The sequence below is a fragment of the Paenarthrobacter sp. 10N417 genome (genome assembly GCF_056394745.1).
In genome coordinates, this window is the sequence record NZ_JBFTIL010000026.1 from 49,620 (window position 1) to 70,384 (window position 20,765).

Consider the following 20,765-nt stretch of genomic DNA (forward strand, 5'->3'; position numbering starts at 1 on the left):
AGGGGCATGACTCAATCGCTCCAAGGTACCGACCGGACCGCTGCCCACACGGCCCCAGCCCTCGCGCTGCTGCTGGACGTCGACGGCCCCATCGCCAGCCCTGTGACGCGCGACGTCAAGCCGGATATCATCGCAGACCTCGTGGCGCTGGCTTCGGCCGGCATACCCGTCATCTTCAACACAGGCCGCTCGGATGCCTTCATCAGCGAACAGGTCATGGGGCCGATGATCGCTGCTGGAATGCCGGCCGACACCATCATCCACGCCATCTGCGAAAAGGGCGCCGTGTGGTTCAGCTACACCGCCGCCGGTCCTGGCCCCATCCACGTGGACCACGAACTCGCCGTTCCCAAGGCATACGGGGATGACATCCGCAGGCTCGTTGCCGAGGACTACTCCGCGCATATGTTCTTCGATGAGACCAAGCGCGCCATGGTCTCCGTTGAACAGCACCTTGAAGTGGCCAGCGAAGATTACCTGGCCGAGCAAAAACTCTTCGACGCCGATGCCCTGAACATCATGGGCCGCCACGGCCTGAACGCCGCCATCCTGGACCACCACGCCCCTGAGTCCGATGACACCGTGGACTACCGACTGGACCCCACCATCATTTCCACGGACATCGAATCCGTCCGCTTGGGCAAGGACCTTGGCGCCAGCCGGGCAGTGGAATTGTTGGCCGCCCAGGGAATCACCCCACTCTCCTGGCGCACAGTAGGTGATTCCCGTACGGACTACGCCATGGCAGACTGGCTTCACCACAACGACCACGACGTGAAGCACGTGGACGTCCGGCCCGCAGACGGCGTTCCGGTGAAGCCTTACACCATTCTTACCGCCGCTGACCTCGAGCTGGCGGACGACGTCATTCACGACGACGCCGGCGGAGCCTTCCTGCGCAGCTGGCGCGACGCCCTCGCCATTTAGACTCCTGCATTCCCCAGAAACGACTCACAACAGTAACGACTCACAACAGTACGGAGAAAAGCCATCACTCAAGCACAGGTCGATCCGATTTACCACGGCAGCCCCACCGTAGAGGAAGATGCGATCGCCGAGGCGGTCTCACCTGCCGTCGTTGCCCACCTGAAGCACAGGTCCGACGTCGTCCGTCACCGCGGGCGATACGCCCTCCTTAACGGCGACCTCACGCCCCAGCAGGCCATGGTTGCTGACCTCCTGGCCATCCGCGCTGCCTTGGACGCAGCCGGCGTGGACTTCATCCTGGTGCGTGGCAACGACGAAAGGCCGGTCATCGCCGTCGACTGGGAGTCGCGCAAGGATGTGCGCGAGGCCCTGGTTGYTGCCTTCCGCAATGAGCCGTTCTACTCCATGACCGTCGATGCCAAGAAGAAAACCTCGGTCCTGGTGGCAGATGGCGAACTCTCGGCCAACCGGAAGGCACGGATCTTCCGCTTGTACCGGCCCAGGGTGGAGCTCGGCGGCGGGCTTTGGTACGGCCCTGCCCTTGGTGTCCAGTTGGAACTGTGGAGGTTCGAAGGCGACCACCTTGAACTCCCCGTGGAGAATTCCCTGACCCGGCGCACCATGCTGCGCCAGGACGCCATTCGCGGTACCGTGCAGCGCCACGGCCTCACCTGGCCGACCATCGAGAACATGTTCGCTGACCATGCAAGCGACATCGATTTCGACATCGACATCGTCTTCTCGTGGGTGGATGGCAGCGACCCCGAATACATCGCCAGGAGGCGCGCCCAGCAGTCTGGGGCTGTCCTCGGCGAGGGCGACGACCATGAGGCACGCTTCCGGCAGATCAACGAGCTGAAGTATGCGCTGCGCTCGGTACACATGTTTGCACCGTGGATCCGCAGGATCTTCATCGCCACCGATTCGCCCGCCCCGGCGTGGTTGGCCGACCACCCCTCGGTGACGATCGTGCGCAGCGAAGAGTTCTTCGCCGATCCGTCAGTGTTGCCCACCCACAACTCGCAAGCCGTGGAGTGCCAGCTGCACCACATCGAGGGACTGTCCGAGCACTTCCTCTACTCCAACGACGACATGTTCTTCGGCCGTCCCGTTGGCCCGGACATGTTCTTCACGCCCGGAGGAATCACCAAGTTCATCGAGGCTGACACGCGAATTGGGCTCGGAGAGAACGATGCCGAACGCAGTGGCTTCGAGAACGCTGCACGTGTCAACCGCAAGCTGCTGTGGGAACGCTTCGGACGGATCACCACCAGGCACCTGGAACACACAGCCGCTCCCCTGCGCCGGAGCGTGGTGGCCCAGATGGAGAAGGAATTTCCCGCCGAGTTCGCGAAGACCGCTGGCAGCCGGTTCCGGGCCGCCGACAACATTTCAGTGACCAACTCGTTCTACCACTACTACGCACTGCTCACGGGCCGCGCCGTTACGCAGACCAACGCCAAGGTCAGGTATGTGGACTCCACCATGTGGGCCGGACTGCACTACCTGCCCAAGCTGCTCGCAAAGCGCCACATGGACTTCTTCTGCCTGAATGACGGCAGTTTCCCCGAAGTCGAGGCGAATGAACGAGCAGACCTGGTGACCGACTTCCTGGAGAAGTACTTCCCGGTTAAGGCACCTTGGGAGAAGTAAAGCCACCGGGAGAAACAAGCGGAAGCGAGGAGGTGTGCGTGCCCGGCGACGTGTGGGCCCCCACCCGGGACTCGTGCGGAATGCGGATGCCGGCCGCTCCCAGCCGCCGCTGAACCTCGGCTGCATCCAAGGGCTCGCCAACTGTGACGCCACCGGACATCGGAACCACGGAATGCACGATCGTGTGCTCGTAGACGTGGATCATGTTGTACGACTGCGCTCCGTCACGTCCGCGCTGTCCGCCAGCACGCACCCCCAGGTCCTGGGTATAGCAGGTAGCTGAGGCGACGGATACCGGGATGCCGGCGAAGCTCGCCGTCGTCGAGTAGTGCAGGTGGCCACCCAGGATGGTGCGGACGTCTGTGTTTCGGACGACGGCGGCCAGGGCGGCTTGGCCGCGCAACTCCACCAACACGGCCAGGTCCTGGACGCACGGGACCGGCGGATGGTGAAGGGCAAGTATGGTGCCGTCCGGGGCGGGAGTGGCCAACTCGTCAGCCAGCCACTGAAGCTGGGATTCGGACAACTCGCCATGGTGGTGTCCGGGGACCGTGGTGTCCAGGGTGATGATCCGGAGCCCGTTGACGAAGTAGCTGCGGTCCACAGGATCCTGCGGCCGGCTCGCTACGGATGCATCCAGGAAGGCGGAACGGAAGTTCGCGCGGTTGTCGTGGTTGCCCATGGCCCAAATGGCCTTCGCTCCGAGCGCATCGCACACAGGCTCAATCATTTCGCGGAGACGTTTGTAGGCTCGGAACTCGCCCTTGTCCGCAAGGTCTCCGGTGAAGATGATGGCCTCTGGCTTGATCCTGGAGGCAATGATCTGATCGCAGATCTCCTGGAGCCTGGCAGCGCTGTCAACAGAACCATGAAGTGTGTCTGGACCGGCCACCAAGTGAAGATCGCTCAAGTGCAAAAGCACATGACCTGGTTTGGGGTACTCGGCCTCGATGAGCTCCATAGCTGCCTTAGCGTTTGGTGGGAGACGGCGTCTCCCGTGTCATTCCAGTACTTCCAATCCAACCAGACAACAAGCCAACAAGAGGCCAACTGCCGGCGGAATGTTGGAAAATTTCTTTCTCCTTTCGAATTCGAGGACTCTTATGACAAAGCCTTTTCAACGGCGTCAACCAGTTCCTGCGCGTCAGGTTCAACCGTTGAGGGGAATCGTGCAACCAGCTCGCCGTCACGGTTTATGACGAACTTTTCAAAGTTCCACTTGACCTTGACCGGCTGCCCGGACTCATCCCGGGTCAGCTCGGCAAACAACGGATGCTGCTCTTTGCCCAGGACGTTGGCCTTGCTGGTGAGCGGGAAAGAGACGCCAAAGTTGCGTTCGCAGAACTCCGCGATTTCCTCGTCGGCGCCGGGCTCCTGGCCGCCGAACTGGTTGCAGGGGACGCCAAGGATTTCCAGGCCGTCCTCGCGGTACTTTCCGTAGAGTTCCTCAAGGCCCGCGTACTGGCGCGTGAAGCCGCATTCGGAGGCCACGTTCACCACCAGCACCGCTTTCCCTTCAAAGCGTCCGAAGTCTGCTTCAGAGCCATCGTTGAAGGTGAGGGGAATGCTGTACAGGGTTCTCATGTGATCGCTTCCTGACGACGTCGTCTGGCGGGATTGCCGCCATCGAGCTTACGGGAGCTGCCGCAGCCATGAAACCTAGGGGTACCTACGCTCGCTGGCTTATGACGCGGGAAGGATGAGCGAAGACAACGGCACGATCACGCCGTCCGGCCGCTGGACCTTGTCCGGGCCAATGAGGATGTATCCAGGCGGAAGAACCACTGCCGGAGGCGTTGACGGAAGCACTGCCGCGGGGCTGGGCACGGGGGCCGCCGGCACGGGAGCCACGGGCGCCACGGTTTGAGTGACCACGGCCGGGGCGGGAGCAACCACCACGGGCGCCGGTGCTACAACTACCGGCGCTGGCGCAACTACCACGGGGGCTGGTGCAACAGCCACCGGTGCGGGCGCAGGGGCTACTGGAGCAGGGGCCGGATTCACGGGCGCTGCGGGAGCAACAGGCGCCACGGGCGCGACCGGCGCCACGGGCTCGACGACGGCGGGCGGGGTGGCGGTGTTGAGAGCCACCGGCGACGTGCTGGGCACAGTAGTCGTTGTGCCAGGTGTTGTCGTACCAGGCGTCGTCGTGCCAGGCGCCGTTGTAGTGGACGTCGGCGTCGGCGTCGGCGTGGAAGTCGCCGTCGGGCTTGGCGTTGCCGTCGCGGTTGGTGTCGCTGTAGCCGTTGGCGTAGGCGTTGCCGTCCCTGTCGGGGTTGGCGTTGGCGTGGCCGTCGGAGTTGGTGTGACAGCCTGCGTGACAGGCGGCGTCGTGCCCGAAGTGGCGGGTGGCGTCTGCGTGACAGGCGGCGTCGTGCCCGAGGTGACAGGCGGCGTCGTGCCCGAAGTGCCCGGCTGTGTGATCACCGGCGGAGCAACGCTCTCTTCGTTGTCGCCACCTATAACGGCCCGGTTGCTGCTGTCTGACACCGGCACAGCCCACTGCGGCGAGGCAGAGACGCCTGTTCCAACTCCAGGCTGGTAGTTCACCATGGTGATGTTCTGCAGCGGATCGATCTGCCGGAGCGGCAAGTAGATCCAGCCGTTGGGGTTGGTGTGCAGGCCGTTTACGATCGTCTCAAAGTGCAGGTGGCAACCAGTGGACCACCCTGTGGTCCCTACCTCGGCGATGACTTCTCCGACTCGCACGGACTGGCCTTGGGTAACACCAATCCCTTGAAGGTGGTTGTACGTGGTGACCAGGCCGTTGCCGTGTTCGATCTCAACACGGTTGCCTCCACCCCAAGGGTGCCAGCCGACGGCCTTGACCACTCCGGCGTCGGCGGCGTAGACGCGTGTGCCGCATGCCGCGGCGTAATCCTGGCCCCAGTGGAACTCGCCGGGAAGTCCGGTCAACGGGCTGTAGCGGTAGCCGTACGGAGAGCTCGGATTGAGGACTTCCAGCGGCGCGTAAAGGCTGCCGGTTGGTGGACGCGACAAGCCTGACGAAGCGACCGTCAGGCCGGACGATCCGTCCTTGGCCACTGTCCGGACAAGTGCACGGTCGAAGTAGACCATGGGCGTGCCAGCCTCTTGGGCCGGCGGCTCAGGCATGGTGTCGATCACTGTTGTTTCGGCTTCTGGCGGCACTAGGCTGCCAAGCGAGAAAGGTCCAACGACGCCTTGCGCCACAGAACCATCCACGGAGCCGGTAGAGACGGAATTCAGGGGTTGGAAACCAAAAGCGAAAAAGGCTACGGCTGCCAGGATTCCGGCGATGAGCATGCGACGAAAACCGTCGGTGCGCACCAAGTCTACATATCGGTAAGATTCACTATGCTTGCCCACAAGAACACTCCCCAAAGCCAGCGGCACCAAACCCCAGCCTGGCGTGCAAGCACCATTGTTGCGGGAATCAAAATGAAAATAAAGGCTTTCCGGCCCCAGTGAAGCGCAGGGTTTCCTCAGTTTTTGCTCAAGGGATCTTGAGATTCGGGGACGACGCCTTAGCCGAGGTTTTCCTTGAGCAGTGCACGGTGTTCCACCGCGGCGGATTCGTGCAACGCGCGGCCGGCTTCTGTGAGTTCAAGAAACAGGGAGCGACGATCATCGGCGCACGTTTGGCGGGAGACCAGCCCTGCTTTTTCCAGCCTGTCCACCACCTTGGACACGGCGCTTTGGGTCATGGGGGTGCGCTCCCCCAAAGACTTCATGCGGCAAGCGGCGTCAGTGCTTTCTGCCACGAGGTCCAGGATTTCGAACTCGTTCAAGCCGATATCGAACTTGGCTTCCAAGGCGCGGTCAATGGCTCCTGCGGTGCGGAAGTAGGAGTCCTGAATGCTTCGCCACTGCTCAACGAGTTGGCGGTCACGCGTCGTTGCCATGCCCCGATTCTAGTCCATCCCGCCATTAGAATCCACGTCATAATATTCTGCGTCATATTCCTTGTCATTCAATGACGTGTCATATAGCTTGGTGGCATGACATCACCCACCACCCTTCAAAGATCCGCCGAGACCGTGGTTGCAGCCGTACGTTGGACGCGCGCCCAGTGGCTGTTGCTGATGGTTGTCTGCACCGTCCTCGCCCTGGACGGGCTGGATGTTTCCATGGTTGGCGTGGCCCTGCCTTCCATCGGACATGAACTCAACCTCGGAACCGATTCCCTCCAGTGGATCGTCTCCGCCTACGTCCTGGGTTACGGAAGCCTCCTGCTCCTGGGCGGCCGACTCGCGGACCTGCTGGGCCGCCGTCGCATATTCCTCATCGCCTTGGCGGTATTCGCTGCAGCCTCACTCCTCGGTGGCCTCGTGGATGATCCCGCCATCCTGATCGCCACCCGGTTCGTCAAGGGCCTCGCCGCAGCGTTCACCGCGCCAACAGGTTTCTCGATCATCACCACTAACTTCGCCGAGGGCCGCGAGCGCAACAAGGCCCTCTCCATCTTCACCACGTTCGGCGCCAGCGGCTTCTCATTGGGCCTTGTGGTCGGTGGACTAATGACCAGCCTGAGCTGGCGGTGGACGTTCCTGGTGTCCGTGCCGATCGCCGTCGCCGTTGTCCTGCTGGGCATGAAGTTCATTCCGAAAGACAAGCCGTCCGCAGAAAACAGCGGGCATGACATCTGGGGTGCCGTGACGCTCGCGCTGGGCATGCTCGGCCTCGTCTATACGCTGGTTTCAGCGCCGGAGCAGGGCTGGGGATCTGTGGCAACTATCGCCGGATTCGCAGTATCTGCAGCGGTCCTTGCAGCCTTCGCGGTGATCGAGAACAAGGTCAAGCACCCACTGATCCGCTTCGGCATCCTCAAGGAAGGCTGGGTGGCCCGGGCCAACCTCAGCGCAGTGGGGCTTTTCGGTTCCTACCTGAGTTTCCAGTTCATCGTCACCATGTTCCTGCAGTCGGTGCTCGGTTGGACGCCTTTGGGCATGGCTTTGGCCCTGCTGCCCGCCGGACTGCTGGTGGCCACGAGTGCACCTTTTGCTGACCGGCTGATCGAGAAATTCGGTGCCACCCAACTGATCCTCACGGGCCTCACGGCACTTGGCTTGGGCTACGTCCTGTTCCTCCGGGTGGGCACCACGCCCAACTACGCCCTGGACATCCTGCCCTCGGTGATCCTGCTGGGCATCGGATTCGCTCTGGCCTTCCCGTCCATCAACGTTCAGGCCACCACAGGCATCAAGGACTCTGAGCAAGGCCTGGCTGCCGGTTTGATCCAGACCAGCACCCAGGTGGGGGCAGCACTGGTCCTGGCAGTCACCACCGCATTGGTGAGCGGCCACGGAAAGGCGGCTGGAACCGTCAGCGCCCAGGCCATGCTGGAACAGTACCGCCCGGGCCTCATCCTCAGTGCCGCCGTCGCCATCGCGGCCCTGCTGGTGGCAGCAGCACCGTCAAGGCGCCGCATCCGCTCCTAGTGTGGGTACGGCTCCTGCCCTTTCCGCCGCCTCCGCAGGGCAGGAGCTGTACACAAATTGCTCTGTACAGGTTCCGCGAAGAGCGGTCTCATGGGATGCATGAGGAATTACCTCACCGAGTACAGGTACGAACTTCAACGCACTTTCACGGGAACGGCCGGAACGCCACCCGAGTGGGTGCCGCGCCTGGCGGAAGGGAACGACGCCGGATATCACCTTCCCGGCTCGGCCGTCTGGGCGGTGCATGGCTCCATGGCCACTATCGTGGCCGGAATCAGGGTCCTGCTGATGCAGTCCCTGCATCCCGGCGCGCTTGCGGGTGTATACGAGCACTCCGGCTTCAAGGAAGATCCTCTGGGCCGGCTGGCCAGTACCGTGCGCTGGATTTTCACCGTCACGTACGGCTCCAAGGAAGCTGCTGAGGCAGCAACGTACCGGGTGCGGAAAATCCACGAGCATGTCCGGGGAAGCTACGTGGATGGCACCGGAGCGTACCGCCCCTACGCCGCCAATGATCCCGAACTGCTCCGCTGGGTCCATGTCACCTACGCGGATTCCTTCCTTACTGCCAACCGCATCTGGGGCCGCCCGATACCCGGCGGCGCGGATGCCTACGTCCGTGAGTGGGCGCAGGCCGGCCGGCTCATGGGCGTGGAGGACCCGCCGCTCACCGAAGCCCAGGTGCGCCAGGAACTGGAAGACTGGTATGCCTCCGGGATCTTGCGCTCGGATGACCGGCTGGCGGAAACCATTGCTTTCATACGCCGCCCGCCCCTGAGCCCACTCCTTCTGCCGGGATACCGGATACTGTTCGCTGCCGCCGTCGCAAGCCTTGAACCCAAGTACCGGGACATGCTGGGCCTGCGACCTGCGCGACTGGGTCCAATCCCCTTACCCGCCATCACCACCGGTCGCATTGTTCTGGGCATGGTTCGGCTGGCCCTGGGTTCACATGGTCCAAGCGAACTCGCGGCGCGACGGCGGCTGCAGAGGCTGGGATATGCGGAGGCCTGATGGTCCTGGCTTGTACCGCCACCACCCACTTTGAATCCGTAGGCATTTGACCGCGCCGCAATTCCTGGTGTGTCGGGCTCAAACCCAGCCAAAGTGGGTGGTGGACGTAGGGCCTGATCAATCGACAACAACGAAGGCCGGGCAGGTCGGAACGAATCCGTCCTACCCGGCCTTCGTGGCCAGGCCTTAGATCAGGTGATCGGAGAGGTGGTTCGGGGTACCGAAGCGGTGCGCCGTAATGGACACGGCCTGCTCGCGCAGGAACGGGAGCATCTCAATGCGGCCGGCCTGCGTCACTTCACCGTGGTAGACGGCAACATCCGGACGGCCACCCATGGCTGCGCTCAGCGCGGCAAAGTCGCCACCAATCAGGCGGATCCGGCCGGCGTCGAACTTTGCTGCACGAGCCAGCCATGCGGCGTCGTCCTCGATCCGGACGCTGACGCCCAGGTTCGCGAACACATTCACCACAGCATCTTCAAGCACGACGGCGGAGCTCACCTTGACGGCCGAGCCCGCCACTGCCCCGGCTGCCACTACGCGGAGCAGCTCAGCGAGCCGCTCACCTTCGGAGAGGCGGACCGTGACCGGGATCGGGCGGTAGCGGAAAACGTTGCGCTCTGCCGAGAGCGCCGAGACGTCCTTGCGGGTGCCGAATTCGGATTCCCAGGCGGCGGCGTCGCTGAAGAGTGACTGCTGGAGGGTCTGGAGCTCCCCGGCCGTCACGTCAGCGGACTTGGCAGCTGCAAGCACCTGGGCGGCAGCGCCCTGAAGTACGGTGCCGCGCTTGGCCTTGGCTTCGGCGGGGAGCCAGCTGCCCAGGCCAATGAGGTAGTTCGGTCCGCCAGCCTTGGTTCCGGCGCCAACGGCCGACTTCTTCCAGCCACCGAACGGCTGGCGCTGGACGATCGCACCGGTGATGCCGCGGTTGACGTACAGGTTTCCGGCCTGGATGGTGTCCAGCCAGACGCCCATTTCAGCGGAGTCCAGGGAGTGCAGGCCAGCGGTGAGGCCGTACTCGATCTCGTTCTGGATGGCGATGGCTTCCTCGAGGGTCTCAGCAGTCATCACGCCAAGGACCGGGCCAAAGAACTCGGTGAGGTGGAAGTAGGAGCCACGCTTGACGCCCGAACGGATGCCCGGGGACCATAGGCGGCCTGTCTCGTCCAGGCGCTCAGGCTTAATCGCCCAGCTTTCACCTTCGCCGAGGGTTGTTAGGGCGTTCAAGAGCTTGCCATTGGCCGGCTCGATGATCGGTCCCATCTGCGAGGTGGCGTTCTCCGGGTAGCCGACAGTCAGCGAGCGGGCTGCGTCAATCAGCTGGTTATGGAAACGCGCGCTCTTCGCCACCGAGCCCACGAGGATCACCAGCGATGCGGCCGAGCACTTCTGGCCTGCATGGCCGAAGGCCGAGTACACGACGTCCTTCGCGGCCAGGTCCAGGTCAGCGCTCGGGGTCACGATGATGGCGTTCTTGCCGGACGTTTCCGCAAGCAGCGGCAGATCCTGCCGGAACGAGCGGAACAGCTCAGCGGTTTCGTAGCCACCAGTGAGGATGACGCGGTCAACGCTCGGGTGCGAGACCAGCTGGGTGCCGAGTTCCCGCTCTTCAAGCTGCACGAGCGCCAGGACTTCACGCGGCACGCCAGCCTCCCAGAGCGCATCCACCATGACGGAACCGGAGCGGCGCGCTTGCTTAGCAGGCTTAATCACGACGGCGGAACCTGAGGCGAGCGCTGCGAGCGTCGAGCCTGCGGGGATCRCCACCGGGAAGTTCCACGGCGGGGTCACGACGGTGAGGTTGGCTGGGACGAAGGTGGCGCCGTCGACCGTTTCCAGGTCCTTGGCGCTCTCGGCGTAGTAGTGCGCGAAGTCGATTGCTTCGCTGACCTCGGGGTCGCCTTGGTCGATGGTCTTGCCGGTCTCGGAAGCCATAACCTCCAGGAGCTCAGCGCGGCGGGCCTCAAGGACGTCACCGGCGCGGTGCAGGATTGCGGCGCGTTCGGCTGCCGGGCGGGCGCCCCAGGCCTTGCCGTGGTCCACGGCGGTGGCGATGATCTGATCCAGCTGGGCGGCGTCGGAGACCTTGGTGGATTCCACGATCTTGTTGCCGGCGGTGGAGCCGGGAATGCGCTTGAGGATGTCGCGGCCCCAGGCGCGGTTTGCCGGGAGCGCCGGATCTGTGTCTGGGGTGTTGCGGAAGCCCTCAAGCGGGGCCGGTTCGGCGGGCAGGCGGCGGTCCTGCTTGCGGTTGGGCCCAGGAACCTCGTCCGTCATGCGGGCCAGGGAGTTCAGGAAACGCTGCTGCTCACGCTTGAACAGCGCTTCGTTTTCACTGAGCTCGAAAACGGCGGACATGAAGTTTTCCTGGCTGGCGCCCTCTTCCAGGCGCCGGATCAGGTACGCGATAGCGACGTCGAACTCGCCCGGGTGGACCACCGGTGTGTAGAGCAGGAGGCTGCCGACATCCTTGCGGACAGCCGTGGCCTGACCGGTTGCCATGCCGAGGAGCATTTCGAACTCGATACCCTCAGTGACACCTCGCTGCTTGGCAAGCAACCAGGCGAAGGCGACATCGAAGAGGTTGTGTCCCGCGACGCCAATGCGGACGGCGTCGATGCGCTCCGGGGTGAGGGCGTAGTTGATGACGTTCTTGTAGCTGGTGTCCGAGTCCTGCTTGCTGCCCCACGTGGCCAGCGGCCAGTCGTGCAGGGACGCCTCTACCTGTTCCATGGGCAGGTTGGCGCCCTTGACGACGCGGACCTTGATGGGTGCGCCGCCCTGTGCGCGGCGGGCAGCGGCCCACTCCTGGAGTTCGTGCATGGCACCGAGCGCATCCGGGAGGTACGCCTGGAGCACGATACCGGCCTCGAGGTTCTTGAACTCCGGCATGTCCAGGATCCGCTTGAACACGGCAATGGTCATGCTGAGGTCCTTGTACTCCTCCATGTCCAGGTTGATGAACTTGGGCTTGGGGAAGGACGCAGCCAGGCGGTACAGCGGGGTGAGCTTCTCCACCACGTGATCTACGGCTTCGTCGAAGGCCCACGGGGAGTGCGGCGCCACGGTGGAGGATTCCTTGATCGAGACGTAGTCAACGTCTTCGCGGGCCAGGAGCTTCAGCGTGCCATCCAGCCGGCGCTGGGCTTCGTGCTCACCGAGGACAGCCTCGCCGAGGAGGTTCACGTTCAGGTGAACGCCGTCCTGGCGGATCTTGGCGATGGCCGGGCCGAGCTTAGCGTCCGTGGCGTCCACAATCAGGTGACCCACCATTTCGCGGAGCACACGGCGGGCGATCGGGATGACAACCTGCGGGACGATCGGAGCCACCACGCCACCTACACGGACAGCGCTGCGCATGTACCACGGGAGGAACTTGGGCACCTTCGGGGCCAGCTCGGCGAGCTTGCGGCCGGCGACCGAAAGATCCTCAGGGCGGATGACGCCGTCGACGAATCCGACCGTGAAGTCAAGGCCATTCGGGTCCTTCAAGACGCCGGCGAGGCGCTGGGCGGACACGTCCACGGGAATCTTGCTGGCTTCGGTAAGCCAGTGGCGGACCAACGCGATGGCTTCCTGTGCCAGTGCATCGAACTGCCCGGAATCCTGAGTGCGCGGGGCGGCGGCAACCGGGAGGGTGCTGGTCATTGGAGCTCCTTCTGAGACGGAGAAGTTTGTTTGTTTCCATCAGTATGGATCTACAATCACGTTAGGAAAAGCGATCTTTTCTGACGAATATTCATTACCCATCCCGATCCTTTGGAGGCCGCCTTGCTGGACGTCCGCAGGCTGCGTTTGCTGCACGAATTGAAGATCCGCGGAACGCTCGCTGAGGTGGCCGATGCCATGCAGTACAGCCCCTCTTCCGTTTCCCAGCAACTGACCCTGCTGGAGAAGGAAGCAGGCGTCGAACTGCTTCGCAAGGCTGGCCGCCGGGTGCAGCTGACACCTCAAGCCGAGATCCTGGTTGCACACACCGCCGCCCTCCTGGAGACACTGGAACGCGCCGAAACCGAACTGGCCGCGTCGCTGTCCACAGTCACAGGAACGGTCCGGTTGGCAGTGTTCCAGTCGGCCGCACTCGCGCTCCTGCCTGACTTCCTCAGCATCATGCGCCAGGAGTATCCGGAAGTGCGCGTGGAAATGACCCAGCGCGAACCCGAGACGGCCCTTTACGAAACCTGGGCACGCGACTTCGACATCGTGGTGGCGGAGCAATATCCCGGGCACGCCGCGCCGCATCACCCGGGGCTGGACCGGGCAACGCTGACCAGTGACGCCATCCGGTTGGCCACTCCCCCGGTAGGACTGGGCGGGGAACTTGTTGCCTCACTGGCCGACACCGCTAACATGCCCTGGGTCATGGAGCCCCGTGGCGCCGCCTCCCGACACTGGGCTGAGCAGGCCTGCCGATCCGCCGGCTTCGAACCGGACGTCCGTTACGAAACAGCCGACCTTCAGGCGCAGATCCGCCTCATTGAATCCGGAAATGCCGTTGCCCTCATGCCGGACCTCGTCTGGACAGGCCGGACGCGCCCCGTCCAACTGCTGGACCTCCCAAGCCTGCCAACGCGGACCGTCTTCACGTCCACAAGGACGGCCGGGCGGATCCACCCCGCGATTCTTGCGTGCAGGGAAGTACTGGAGCGGGTGGCCGCTGCGCAGCAAGTTGACGCAGGGCAGCAGGTGGATGCGGGGTAGCAAGTTGACGCCGGGCAGTAGGAACGCAAAAGGCCCCGGTCCTGGGGACCGGGGCCAAACGCGGAGAATGGGGGATTTGAACCCCCGAGGGCGTTAACCCAACACGCGTTCCAGGCGTGCGCCATAGGCCGCTAGGCGAATTCTCCTTGCTTCCGAATCGAAAGCAGATACTACTGTACCTGAGAATTTCGGCATCGTGTAATCGGGCAGGCGAGGCCTCCAGGTGCGTCGGTCAAAACCCCGCCTTAACGGAAAAATGGACGCCCCCAACGCGCCCATTCTTGCGGTATCACCGTTGAGCTGCCGGGTCCGGCCCCTCGCCCCCAGGCCCCGCAGCTCACAATCTTGAGATTGCCCCAATCGGTGTACATACCCATGGTCCGCTGTGACCCGCAGATATGCAATGGTGTGCACCGCTTTGCAGTCGAAGTTACTGACAGGATGTTCCCATGACGCAGCTCCACGCCCTGGTTGTTTACGTTCCCCAGACCCACACTCCAGCCGTCCTCAGGGCAATCGGGGACGCTGGTGCAGGACGGATCGGCGACTACTCGCATTGCTCGTTTACGTCACCGGGTACCGGTCACTTCACTCCCCTGCCGGGCGCACAGCCGTTCATCGGCGACGTCGGAACCAGCGAGCAGGTGCCGGAAACCCGGGTTGAGTGCGTGGTTGAGGAGGACGTGCTCGACGCCGTTGTGCTGGCGCTGCGCACGGCTCACCCCTACGAGGAACCGGCTTTCATGACGTGGCCGGTGAGGGGGTGGCGGTGATCCATAAGTGCGCGTCAGGCGAAAATGGGCATTCGCCCTGCAGCCAACTCACCATTGATTACTGCGATCTGATCGGCTGACAGCAGCCTCACTCCCTCGCCAACGGCATGGTTAGAAACGGTGGCCCAGTCCACGACGTCGGACCAGCACCATAGCGAAACTCCAGCTTGGATGGCTGGGCGAGGGAATGGAAAGCCGGCCTTCCGGTCGCCAGCGACCCAGAGGGCGACAGCCTGCCTGGTTGCACCCAGCCGTTCAGCAATTTCGCTCCGGGTGACGTAGTCGAAATCGACGGACTGAACCTTCCCTCCGAGATCGTGGACCCGGGAAAGAAGGCGGCGCGCAGCCTCTGTACCGCTGGGGGCATCTTGGAGGAAAGTCACATACGGAACGCCGGCCAAGCGGGAAACTATCGCGTCGAGTTGCTCCACGAGCAAGTCTTCAACCTGCTCCGAAAGTTCCCCGAGGCGGAGACGTACTTCGAATGGCTGCTCCGTGGTCATGGTTTCAGCATAGCCCACCCTGTTGACAACTGACAACACCTAACGCCGCCCCCTGAGCAATTCATGCTGACCTGGACACCGACGCGCGTCGCGGGCAAGAATCTTGGCTCGCTGGCTCGAGTTCCTAGGAGTGCCGTCAACCCCTAACTGCGCGCCGTCAGATCCGCAGGGGCAATACATGTAGAACTTATGACCTTGCCGCCTTAACCTCCATCCGGACGAGGCGAGGACACGAACCACGGCGAGCACGTCCTTATGAATCTCACTGGACACATCCCTTGGATCCACCCAGTCCCCGCTACCCATCCCGCCCCATAGTCCCGCCCTCTCAAATGAACATCTCAAGTAGTGCGAGGTTTACCACCCAGCCCCGACAAAATGTGGGCGCCAACCACCCGCCGTCGAGCGTTTTCCACAGCCTCCTGAAGCCGATTCGAACCCATAACCAAGTTCAGGTAAGCTTGTCGACGGCCCCTCATGTGGCGTCATCCTGTTGAACTCCCCCAGGACCGGAAGGTAGCAAGGGTAGATGGGCTCTGGCGGGTGCATGAGGGGTCTCTTATTTAAAATGTCAGTCCCTATAGGTAGGTTTCACTTGTGACTGTTACAACTGCCCTGTATCGAAGGTATCGCCCGGACTCTTTCGCGGACGTTATCGGGCAGGAACACGTCACTGAGCCCCTGATGACGGCCCTGCGGAAGAACCGCGTGAACCACGCGTACCTCTTCTCCGGCCCCCGTGGCTGCGGCAAGACCACGTCCGCGCGCATCCTTGCACGCTGCCTGAACTGCGCCGAAGGCCCCACTGACACCCCGTGCGGCAAATGCCCCAGCTGCATCGAACTCGCGCGCGGCGGCTCCGGATCTCTGGACGTTATTGAAATTGACGCCGCCAGCCATGGTGGCGTGGACGACGCCCGCGATCTCCGCGAGCGCGCCACTTTCGCCCCAGTGCGGGACCGCTACAAGATCTTCATCATCGACGAAGCCCACATGGTCACGTCGGCCGGCTTCAATGCGCTCCTGAAGATCGTCGAAGAGCCGCCGGAACATATCAAGTTCATCTTTGCCACCACTGAGCCGGACAAAGTCATCGGCACCATCCGCTCGCGCACGCACCACTACCCCTTCCGGCTGGTGCCGCCCGAGCCGCTCATGAAGTACCTTGAACTGCTCTGCCACCAGGAAAACGTTCCCGTGGCTCCGGGCGTGCTTTCGCTCGTCATCCGTGCCGGCGGCGGTTCCGTCCGCGATACCTTGTCCGTGCTGGACCAGCTCATGGCAGGCGCCGGACCCAACGGTCTCGACTACGAGCTCGCCGTCGCGCTTCTCGGCTACACGCACGCTTCCTTGCTGGACGACGTCGTGGACGCCGTCGCGGCCGCCGATGCCGCAACTGTCTTCCGCGCCGTTGACCGCGTCATCCAGACCGGGCACGATCCTCGCCGCTTCGTGGAAGACCTGCTGGAGCGCTTCCGGGACCTCATCATCGTCCAGGCAATGCCCGAGAGCGCACAGGCCATCCTCCGCGGCGTACCCGAGGATCAGATTGCCGGGATGCGCAACCAGGCCACAAACCTGGGTGCTGCAGAGCTTTCCCGCGCGGCCGATGTCACCAACACGGCGCTCACGGAAATGACCGGAGCCACGTCCCCGCGATTGCACTTGGAACTTCTCTGCGCGCGGATCCTGCTGCCCAGCTCCGAGGAAACAGAACGGGGCATTGCGGCCCGGATCGACCGCGTGGAGCGTCGGCTGAATTACGCCGGCGACGCCGGGATTCCGGCTGTCGCGTCCGGCACGCCATCCGCCGCGGCTTCTTCACCGGCGGTTGCCCCCGTTGCCCAGTCCGCTCCCCCGCAAGCACCGGCGGCAGCTGTATCGGTCCCGACGGCGGCGCCAGCACCTGCACCTGCACCAGTTCAGGCACCTGCACCTGCCTCTTCACCAGTTCAAGCACCTGTACCTGTGTCGGAAACGTCGTCTGCGCCCGTGTCGCGGGAGCCACTCTCCGCTCCGCGCGTCTCGACCAACGACTGGCCCGTGGACGAGTCGACGGCTGCACAGCGTCCTGTCCAGAATGCTCCCTCGACGAAGCCTGCCGCTGCGACGGCCCCTCCCATCGCACCGCAACCGGCTCCGCAGACTGCACCCGCCTCGCAGACCGCACCAGCTTCGCAGCCAGCCCCGGCGTCCCGGCCAGCGCCAGCCGCTGGTGGAGACGTCGAAGCCCTCCGTCGCGCCTGGCCCGAAGTCCTGCAGACGCTGACCAAGATCAAGCGCAGCACCTGGGCCTTGGTCGAACCGAATGCCCAGGTTGCCCAGTTCGACGGTCAAGTGCTGACACTCGCCTTCACCACGGCCGGGCTCGCCGGTGCCTTTGGGCGCGCGGATCACGCCGAGAACCTTCGCCAGGCAATCCACAAGACCATCGGCATCGACTGCCAGATCGTCGCAGTGGCTGGCGGCAACAGCTCAGCGAGCTCTGAGCCAAACCCAAAAGCACCTACTAGCCGGGATCTTCCGGCGTCACCTGGCACCACAGCACCGTCGACATCACCATCAGCATCACTCTCGGCAGCGCCGGCCCCAAGCCCAGCGCCAGCTGTCCCGGTGCCGGACGTGCCAGTGCCGGCCGCGCCTGCCCCTGCCCCGACCCCTGTTTCGTCGGTCGACTCTGCCTGGGGCTTGGCACCCGCTGGCCCTCAGGCAGCCCCACCGGTTCCCGCCGGGCCGGAGGCAGTCCCCGCCGTTGTGCACGCCCCGGCTCAGCAAGAACCCACGACGCCGGCACCCTCCGCTTCTGCTTCGGCAACGGACGCGCCGCATAGGGAAGCCATGGTTCTCAGTGCTGCGCCAGAACCTGCCCAGTGGACGACGCCAGAACCCGCGCAGCAAGCCGCACCAGCACCTGCCTATCCAGAGACGCCAGCACCGGCCGCCCAAGCACCTGCAGAGACACGCGCGCCTGCTACCGCTTTGGAGCCGACTGGAGACTACTCCTACCCTGACGAGGATTGGGGTCCTCCGCTCGACGAAGATGCACCACCGTTGGACGAAGAACCGCCAATGGATTGGGAACCATCACCCGCTTTTTCCGGTCCGAACACCGCTCAGGCGCCGGCTTCCTCGGAACGTCCGGCTCCGTCAGCCTCATCGCAGGCAACCGGTGACCGCCGAACCCCTGACCACCCAACCCCAGGGCAGGACACCCCTGCGGAGCACACCCCCGCATCGCCGGTCACTACAGCTGTCAAAACCTCAGAAGCGGACGCTTCCCACGACCCCTGGTCCCGGGCAGTGGAACAAGCGCCGGGCACGTGGGTGGTCGGGACCGACTCCAACGTGGGTGCCAAACCACAGGCTCCAGTTGAGGCCGACACGGGTGTGTCGAGCAACCCCGACTACGAACCGGCCACGGCGCAAGCCCCGGACTGGCAGGCCCCAACCGACAGGCAAGCCCCAGCGGCGCAAGCAACGGCGGCGCACGTCCCAGCGAACACGGCTGACGCAGCAACCACGACGTATGGCCACCTGACCAAAGCGGAGCAAAACGGCTCTTCGGGCTGGGACGTCGCTCCGGCGTCGAGCTGGCCCGGCACCATACCTGCCCAGGCGACCCAAGCGCCTGCCGCATGGCCCATCACAGCTACGGAAACCCAACACGCCAGTGGCTCCGTTGCGACGCTTGAGGAGGGCGCGCCGTCGGGCGGTCCTTCGGCCCGCCAGAGCCTTTACCAGCGCTTGACCAACAGCCCAGAAGCCCAGGCCGGGCGGGTGCAGGCGCCCGTGCGGACCCATGCCCGGCCGGAGCCGGCACCTGAGGACATCCCCAGCCCGGAGGACGAGACGATCGAGGAATCGAGGGTCTTTGGGCGTGCTGCCGTGGAGCGTATTCTGGGCGGAAAGCTGATCGAAGAGCGCGCCTTGGATGGTTCTCCCCTGCAACCCCGCTGATGACAGCATTGATACCAAACAAACGAGGACATTTTGTACGAAGGTGCAGTTCAAGAGCTGATTGACGAGCTCGGCCGGCTTCCCGGTGTGGGCCCGAAATCGGCACAGCGCCTGGCGTTCCACATCCTTGAGGCCGATCCCGAGGACATGAAACGGCTCGTTACGGCCATCACCACGGTGAAGGAACGGGTCAAGTTCTGCACTGTGTGCGGCAACGTCACCGAGCAGGAAATGTGCAACATTTGTCGCGACCCGAGGCGGGATCCGTCGGTCATTTGCGTGGTTGAGGAATCCAAGGACGTTCTTGCTGTCGAGCGCACGCGCTCATTCCGCGGCCGGTATCACGTGCTGGGTGGAGCCATCAATCCGATCGCCGGCATTGGCCCGGAGCAGTTGCGGATCCGCGAACTCCTCACACGCCTCAACGATGGCGCCATCCAGGAAATCATCATCGCTACGGATCCAAACCTTGAGGGCGAGGCCACGGCTACCTATTTGGCCCGCATGCTCAAATCGATCGGGATCACGGTCACGCGGTTGGCTTCCGGCCTGCCAGTGGGCGGGGACCTTGAGTACGCCGATGAAGTCACGCTTGGGCGGGCGTTTGAGGGCCGCCGGAACGCGCTGACATAAGGCGGCGTGAGGACAACCAGCGCCCTGGCAGGAGCACCAAGGCAGCGACCACTGCCTGAATCACGAGGCCGGTGAGGGCGATGGGCACCGGAGGCGCAAGCTGATCACTTGATTCCCCTCCGATACACGGAACATCACGGCTCGGTCCATCCGCTGCCCACTGCAGGCCGGACAACACCCATGCCAATTCATGCTCCTTGGGGAGCGCCTCCGCGGCGATGCTACCGAAGAGCAGGATGGGGTTGGAAGCTGCCAGCCAAGCAACCCGCTCTGTATGCGTCACTTCCACGGGGCGGAGACGCCCAACGCACTCGTACGCTGTGATCCGTCCGTTGTCGTCCCGCTCCACGTTGATGGGCACTGACGCTTGGTCCATCACGACGGTCCCGGGCAGCAGCGCAATGGTGGCTGCTACATTGCCCAGGCACAGGAACGCCACCAGCGCAGCAGCCAGGGCAACACCTGCCGCCGTTCGGCCAGAGCATGCGCGGGCACCGGCACCTATAAGTCCAAACAACACAATTTCAAGGACAACAACCACGACGCCGGCACCCGCCAACGCGATCGGCCCGCCGACGGCCACGCCCACCGCGAGCAGCACGATGCCCGATGGCACTGCGAAGACCGCCCCGCGGAAGAATGCGGTGAACAGCACGCCGACGAATGTTCGACCTAATTGACGGAAGCCCCATATTGCCCCGAGGAGTGCCGAAACGACTGCCATCAATCCGGCCATCAAAATGTAAATGGCGCTTGGCAGGCTCGATTCGAACCATCCGTTGGCTTCGCCGAAGGCGACCACAGTTGCGGCCGTCGCCCAGGCGAGCATCAGGGCGCACGCGCAGGCCAACCAGAACCACCACGATCGCAAGGACGTGCGGCAGTCATCCCAGGCCTCCCGCACAGCGGCTCCAAGGATGTCAGCGATCCCAGGTTGATGGTTCAGCCTGTGTTCACTGCCCGCGGTCCCGTCACGCCGCGGAAACCGGTCGTCGATGACGCCGCCGCCGATCACTTCGTATTCCGAATCGCTGCGCGCTGGCCCGGGATCGTCCGGGTCCTCAGGAACCCAGGCCATGGCACCACGCAATGCTCATAAAAGGGATCGTACGCCCGTGGACCTGCTGCCGAAACGCCTGTGTGGCCGCCATGTGGTCACAATTCCTGTGGTGAGACAACACGGC

General features: G+C 63.8%; 15 protein-coding genes, 1 tRNA gene and 1 other RNA gene. 9 read left to right on the forward strand and 8 right to left on the reverse strand.

Translation table 11 applies throughout. The features are described from left to right. Window positions 1-6: 6 nt before the first annotated feature. Both AC1DCM_RS23495 and AC1DCM_RS23500 read left to right on the forward strand, forming a co-directional pair. Window positions 7-927 carry a Cof-type HAD-IIB family hydrolase gene (locus AC1DCM_RS23495; protein WP_477519891.1) on the forward strand — a complete coding sequence of 307 codons (921 nt, stop codon included), beginning with the start codon at window positions 7-9 and terminating at the stop codon, window positions 925-927. A gap of 123 nt (window positions 928-1,050) precedes the next feature. Beyond that, complete coding sequence (locus tag AC1DCM_RS23500; RefSeq protein WP_477519905.1) at window positions 1,051-2,580, forward strand: stealth family protein; 1,530 nt, start codon at window positions 1,051-1,053, stop codon at window positions 2,578-2,580. Here the strand turns inward: AC1DCM_RS23500 and AC1DCM_RS23505 are convergent. From AC1DCM_RS23505 to AC1DCM_RS23520, 4 genes are all read right to left on the reverse strand, one after another. Beyond that, complete coding sequence (locus AC1DCM_RS23505) at window positions 2,558-3,541, reverse strand: phosphodiesterase (protein WP_477519892.1); 984 nt, start codon at window positions 3,539-3,541, stop codon at window positions 2,558-2,560. The genes AC1DCM_RS23500 and AC1DCM_RS23505 overlap by 23 nt on opposite strands. Before the next feature lie 140 nt (window positions 3,542-3,681). Further along, on the reverse strand, window positions 3,682-4,164 hold the full coding sequence (locus tag AC1DCM_RS23510) for a glutathione peroxidase (protein WP_442018676.1): 483 nt from the start codon (window positions 4,162-4,164) through the stop codon (window positions 3,682-3,684). 99 nt (window positions 4,165-4,263) lie between these two features. Next, window positions 4,264-5,889 carry a M23 family metallopeptidase gene (locus tag AC1DCM_RS23515; RefSeq protein ID WP_477519893.1) on the reverse strand — a complete coding sequence of 542 codons (1,626 nt, stop codon included), beginning with the start codon at window positions 5,887-5,889 and terminating at the stop codon, window positions 4,264-4,266. A 197-nt stretch (window positions 5,890-6,086) separates the two neighbouring features. Beyond that, complete coding sequence (locus AC1DCM_RS23520; protein WP_442004331.1) at window positions 6,087-6,464, reverse strand: MarR family transcriptional regulator; 378 nt, start codon at window positions 6,462-6,464, stop codon at window positions 6,087-6,089. Between the two features lie 96 nt (window positions 6,465-6,560). Between AC1DCM_RS23520 and AC1DCM_RS23525 the strand changes: the two genes are divergently transcribed. Both AC1DCM_RS23525 and AC1DCM_RS23530 read left to right on the forward strand, forming a co-directional pair. Further along, window positions 6,561-8,000, forward strand: a complete 1,440-nt coding sequence (locus AC1DCM_RS23525; protein ID WP_477514475.1) for an MFS transporter — start codon at window positions 6,561-6,563, stop codon at window positions 7,998-8,000. Window positions 8,001-8,090: 90 nt separating this feature from the next. Continuing rightward, window positions 8,091-9,014 carry an oxygenase MpaB family protein gene (locus AC1DCM_RS23530; protein ID WP_477519894.1) on the forward strand — a complete coding sequence of 308 codons (924 nt, stop codon included), beginning with the start codon at window positions 8,091-8,093 and terminating at the stop codon, window positions 9,012-9,014. A gap of 186 nt (window positions 9,015-9,200) precedes the next feature. On the opposite strand, the gene AC1DCM_RS23535 is transcribed toward AC1DCM_RS23530, so the two are convergent. Further along, complete coding sequence (locus tag AC1DCM_RS23535; protein WP_477519895.1) at window positions 9,201-12,662, reverse strand: bifunctional proline dehydrogenase/L-glutamate gamma-semialdehyde dehydrogenase; 3,462 nt, start codon at window positions 12,660-12,662, stop codon at window positions 9,201-9,203. A gap of 123 nt (window positions 12,663-12,785) precedes the next feature. On the opposite strand from AC1DCM_RS23535, the gene AC1DCM_RS23540 reads away from it, so the two are divergent. Continuing rightward, window positions 12,786-13,715, forward strand: coding sequence for a LysR substrate-binding domain-containing protein (locus AC1DCM_RS23540; protein WP_477519896.1), 930 nt, complete (start codon window positions 12,786-12,788; stop codon window positions 13,713-13,715). Window positions 13,716-13,776: 61 nt separating this feature from the next. Here the strand turns inward: AC1DCM_RS23540 and AC1DCM_RS23545 are convergent. Continuing rightward, window positions 13,777-13,861, reverse strand: a tRNA-Ser gene (locus AC1DCM_RS23545). Between the two features lie 303 nt (window positions 13,862-14,164). Between AC1DCM_RS23545 and AC1DCM_RS23550 the strand changes: the two genes are divergently transcribed. Next, on the forward strand, window positions 14,165-14,488 hold the full coding sequence (locus AC1DCM_RS23550) for a hypothetical protein (protein ID WP_477519897.1): 324 nt from the start codon (window positions 14,165-14,167) through the stop codon (window positions 14,486-14,488). 14 nt (window positions 14,489-14,502) lie between these two features. Here AC1DCM_RS23550 and AC1DCM_RS23555 read toward each other — a convergent pair whose 3' ends face one another. After that, the gene (locus AC1DCM_RS23555) at window positions 14,503-14,991 is read right to left on the reverse strand and encodes a hypothetical protein (protein WP_477519898.1); all 489 of its coding nucleotides are present in this window, start codon (window positions 14,989-14,991) and stop codon (window positions 14,503-14,505) included. A gap of 466 nt (window positions 14,992-15,457) precedes the next feature. On the opposite strand from AC1DCM_RS23555, the gene ffs reads away from it, so the two are divergent. From ffs to recR, 3 genes are all read left to right on the forward strand, one after another. After that, window positions 15,458-15,554, forward strand: an RNA gene (ffs, locus tag AC1DCM_RS23560) — signal recognition particle sRNA small type. A gap of 34 nt (window positions 15,555-15,588) precedes the next feature. Then, window positions 15,589-18,948 carry a DNA polymerase III subunit gamma and tau gene (locus AC1DCM_RS23565; RefSeq protein ID WP_477519899.1) on the forward strand — a complete coding sequence of 1,120 codons (3,360 nt, stop codon included), beginning with the start codon at window positions 15,589-15,591 and terminating at the stop codon, window positions 18,946-18,948. Window positions 18,949-18,981: 33 nt separating this feature from the next. Continuing rightward, window positions 18,982-19,581 (forward strand): recombination mediator RecR, encoded by a 600-nt coding sequence (recR, locus tag AC1DCM_RS23570; RefSeq protein ID WP_216921891.1) that lies wholly within the window; start codon window positions 18,982-18,984, stop codon window positions 19,579-19,581. Here recR and AC1DCM_RS23575 read toward each other — a convergent pair. Then, the gene (locus AC1DCM_RS23575) at window positions 19,535-20,659 is read right to left on the reverse strand and encodes a hypothetical protein (protein WP_477519900.1); all 1,125 of its coding nucleotides are present in this window, start codon (window positions 20,657-20,659) and stop codon (window positions 19,535-19,537) included. The two genes, recR and AC1DCM_RS23575, sit on opposite strands and share 47 nt — an antisense overlap. Window positions 20,660-20,765 lie beyond the last annotated feature (106 nt).

What these genes read in the sequence shown, in the direction of transcription:
- AC1DCM_RS23550 (WP_477519897.1), top strand. Translation starts at nt 14,165, where the DNA reads ATGACGCAGCTCCACGCCCTGGTTGTTTACGTTCCCCAGACCCACACT.
- AC1DCM_RS23520 (WP_442004331.1), bottom strand. Translation starts at nt 6,464, where the DNA reads ATGGCAACGACGCGTGACCGCCAACTCGTTGAGCAGTGGCGAAGCATT.
- AC1DCM_RS23525 (WP_477514475.1), top strand. Translation starts at nt 6,561, where the DNA reads ATGACATCACCCACCACCCTTCAAAGATCCGCCGAGACCGTGGTTGCA.
- AC1DCM_RS23495 (WP_477519891.1), top strand. Translation starts at nt 7, where the DNA reads ATGACTCAATCGCTCCAAGGTACCGACCGGACCGCTGCCCACACGGCC.
- AC1DCM_RS23555 (WP_477519898.1), bottom strand. Translation starts at nt 14,991, where the DNA reads ATGACCACGGAGCAGCCATTCGAAGTACGTCTCCGCCTCGGGGAACTT.
- AC1DCM_RS23510 (WP_442018676.1), bottom strand. Translation starts at nt 4,164, where the DNA reads ATGAGAACCCTGTACAGCATTCCCCTCACCTTCAACGATGGCTCTGAA.
- AC1DCM_RS23505 (WP_477519892.1), bottom strand. Translation starts at nt 3,541, where the DNA reads ATGGAGCTCATCGAGGCCGAGTACCCCAAACCAGGTCATGTGCTTTTG.
- AC1DCM_RS23575 (WP_477519900.1), bottom strand. Translation starts at nt 20,659, where the DNA reads ATGGCCTGGGTTCCTGAGGACCCGGACGATCCCGGGCCAGCGCGCAGC.
- AC1DCM_RS23530 (WP_477519894.1), top strand. Translation starts at nt 8,091, where the DNA reads ATGGGATGCATGAGGAATTACCTCACCGAGTACAGGTACGAACTTCAA.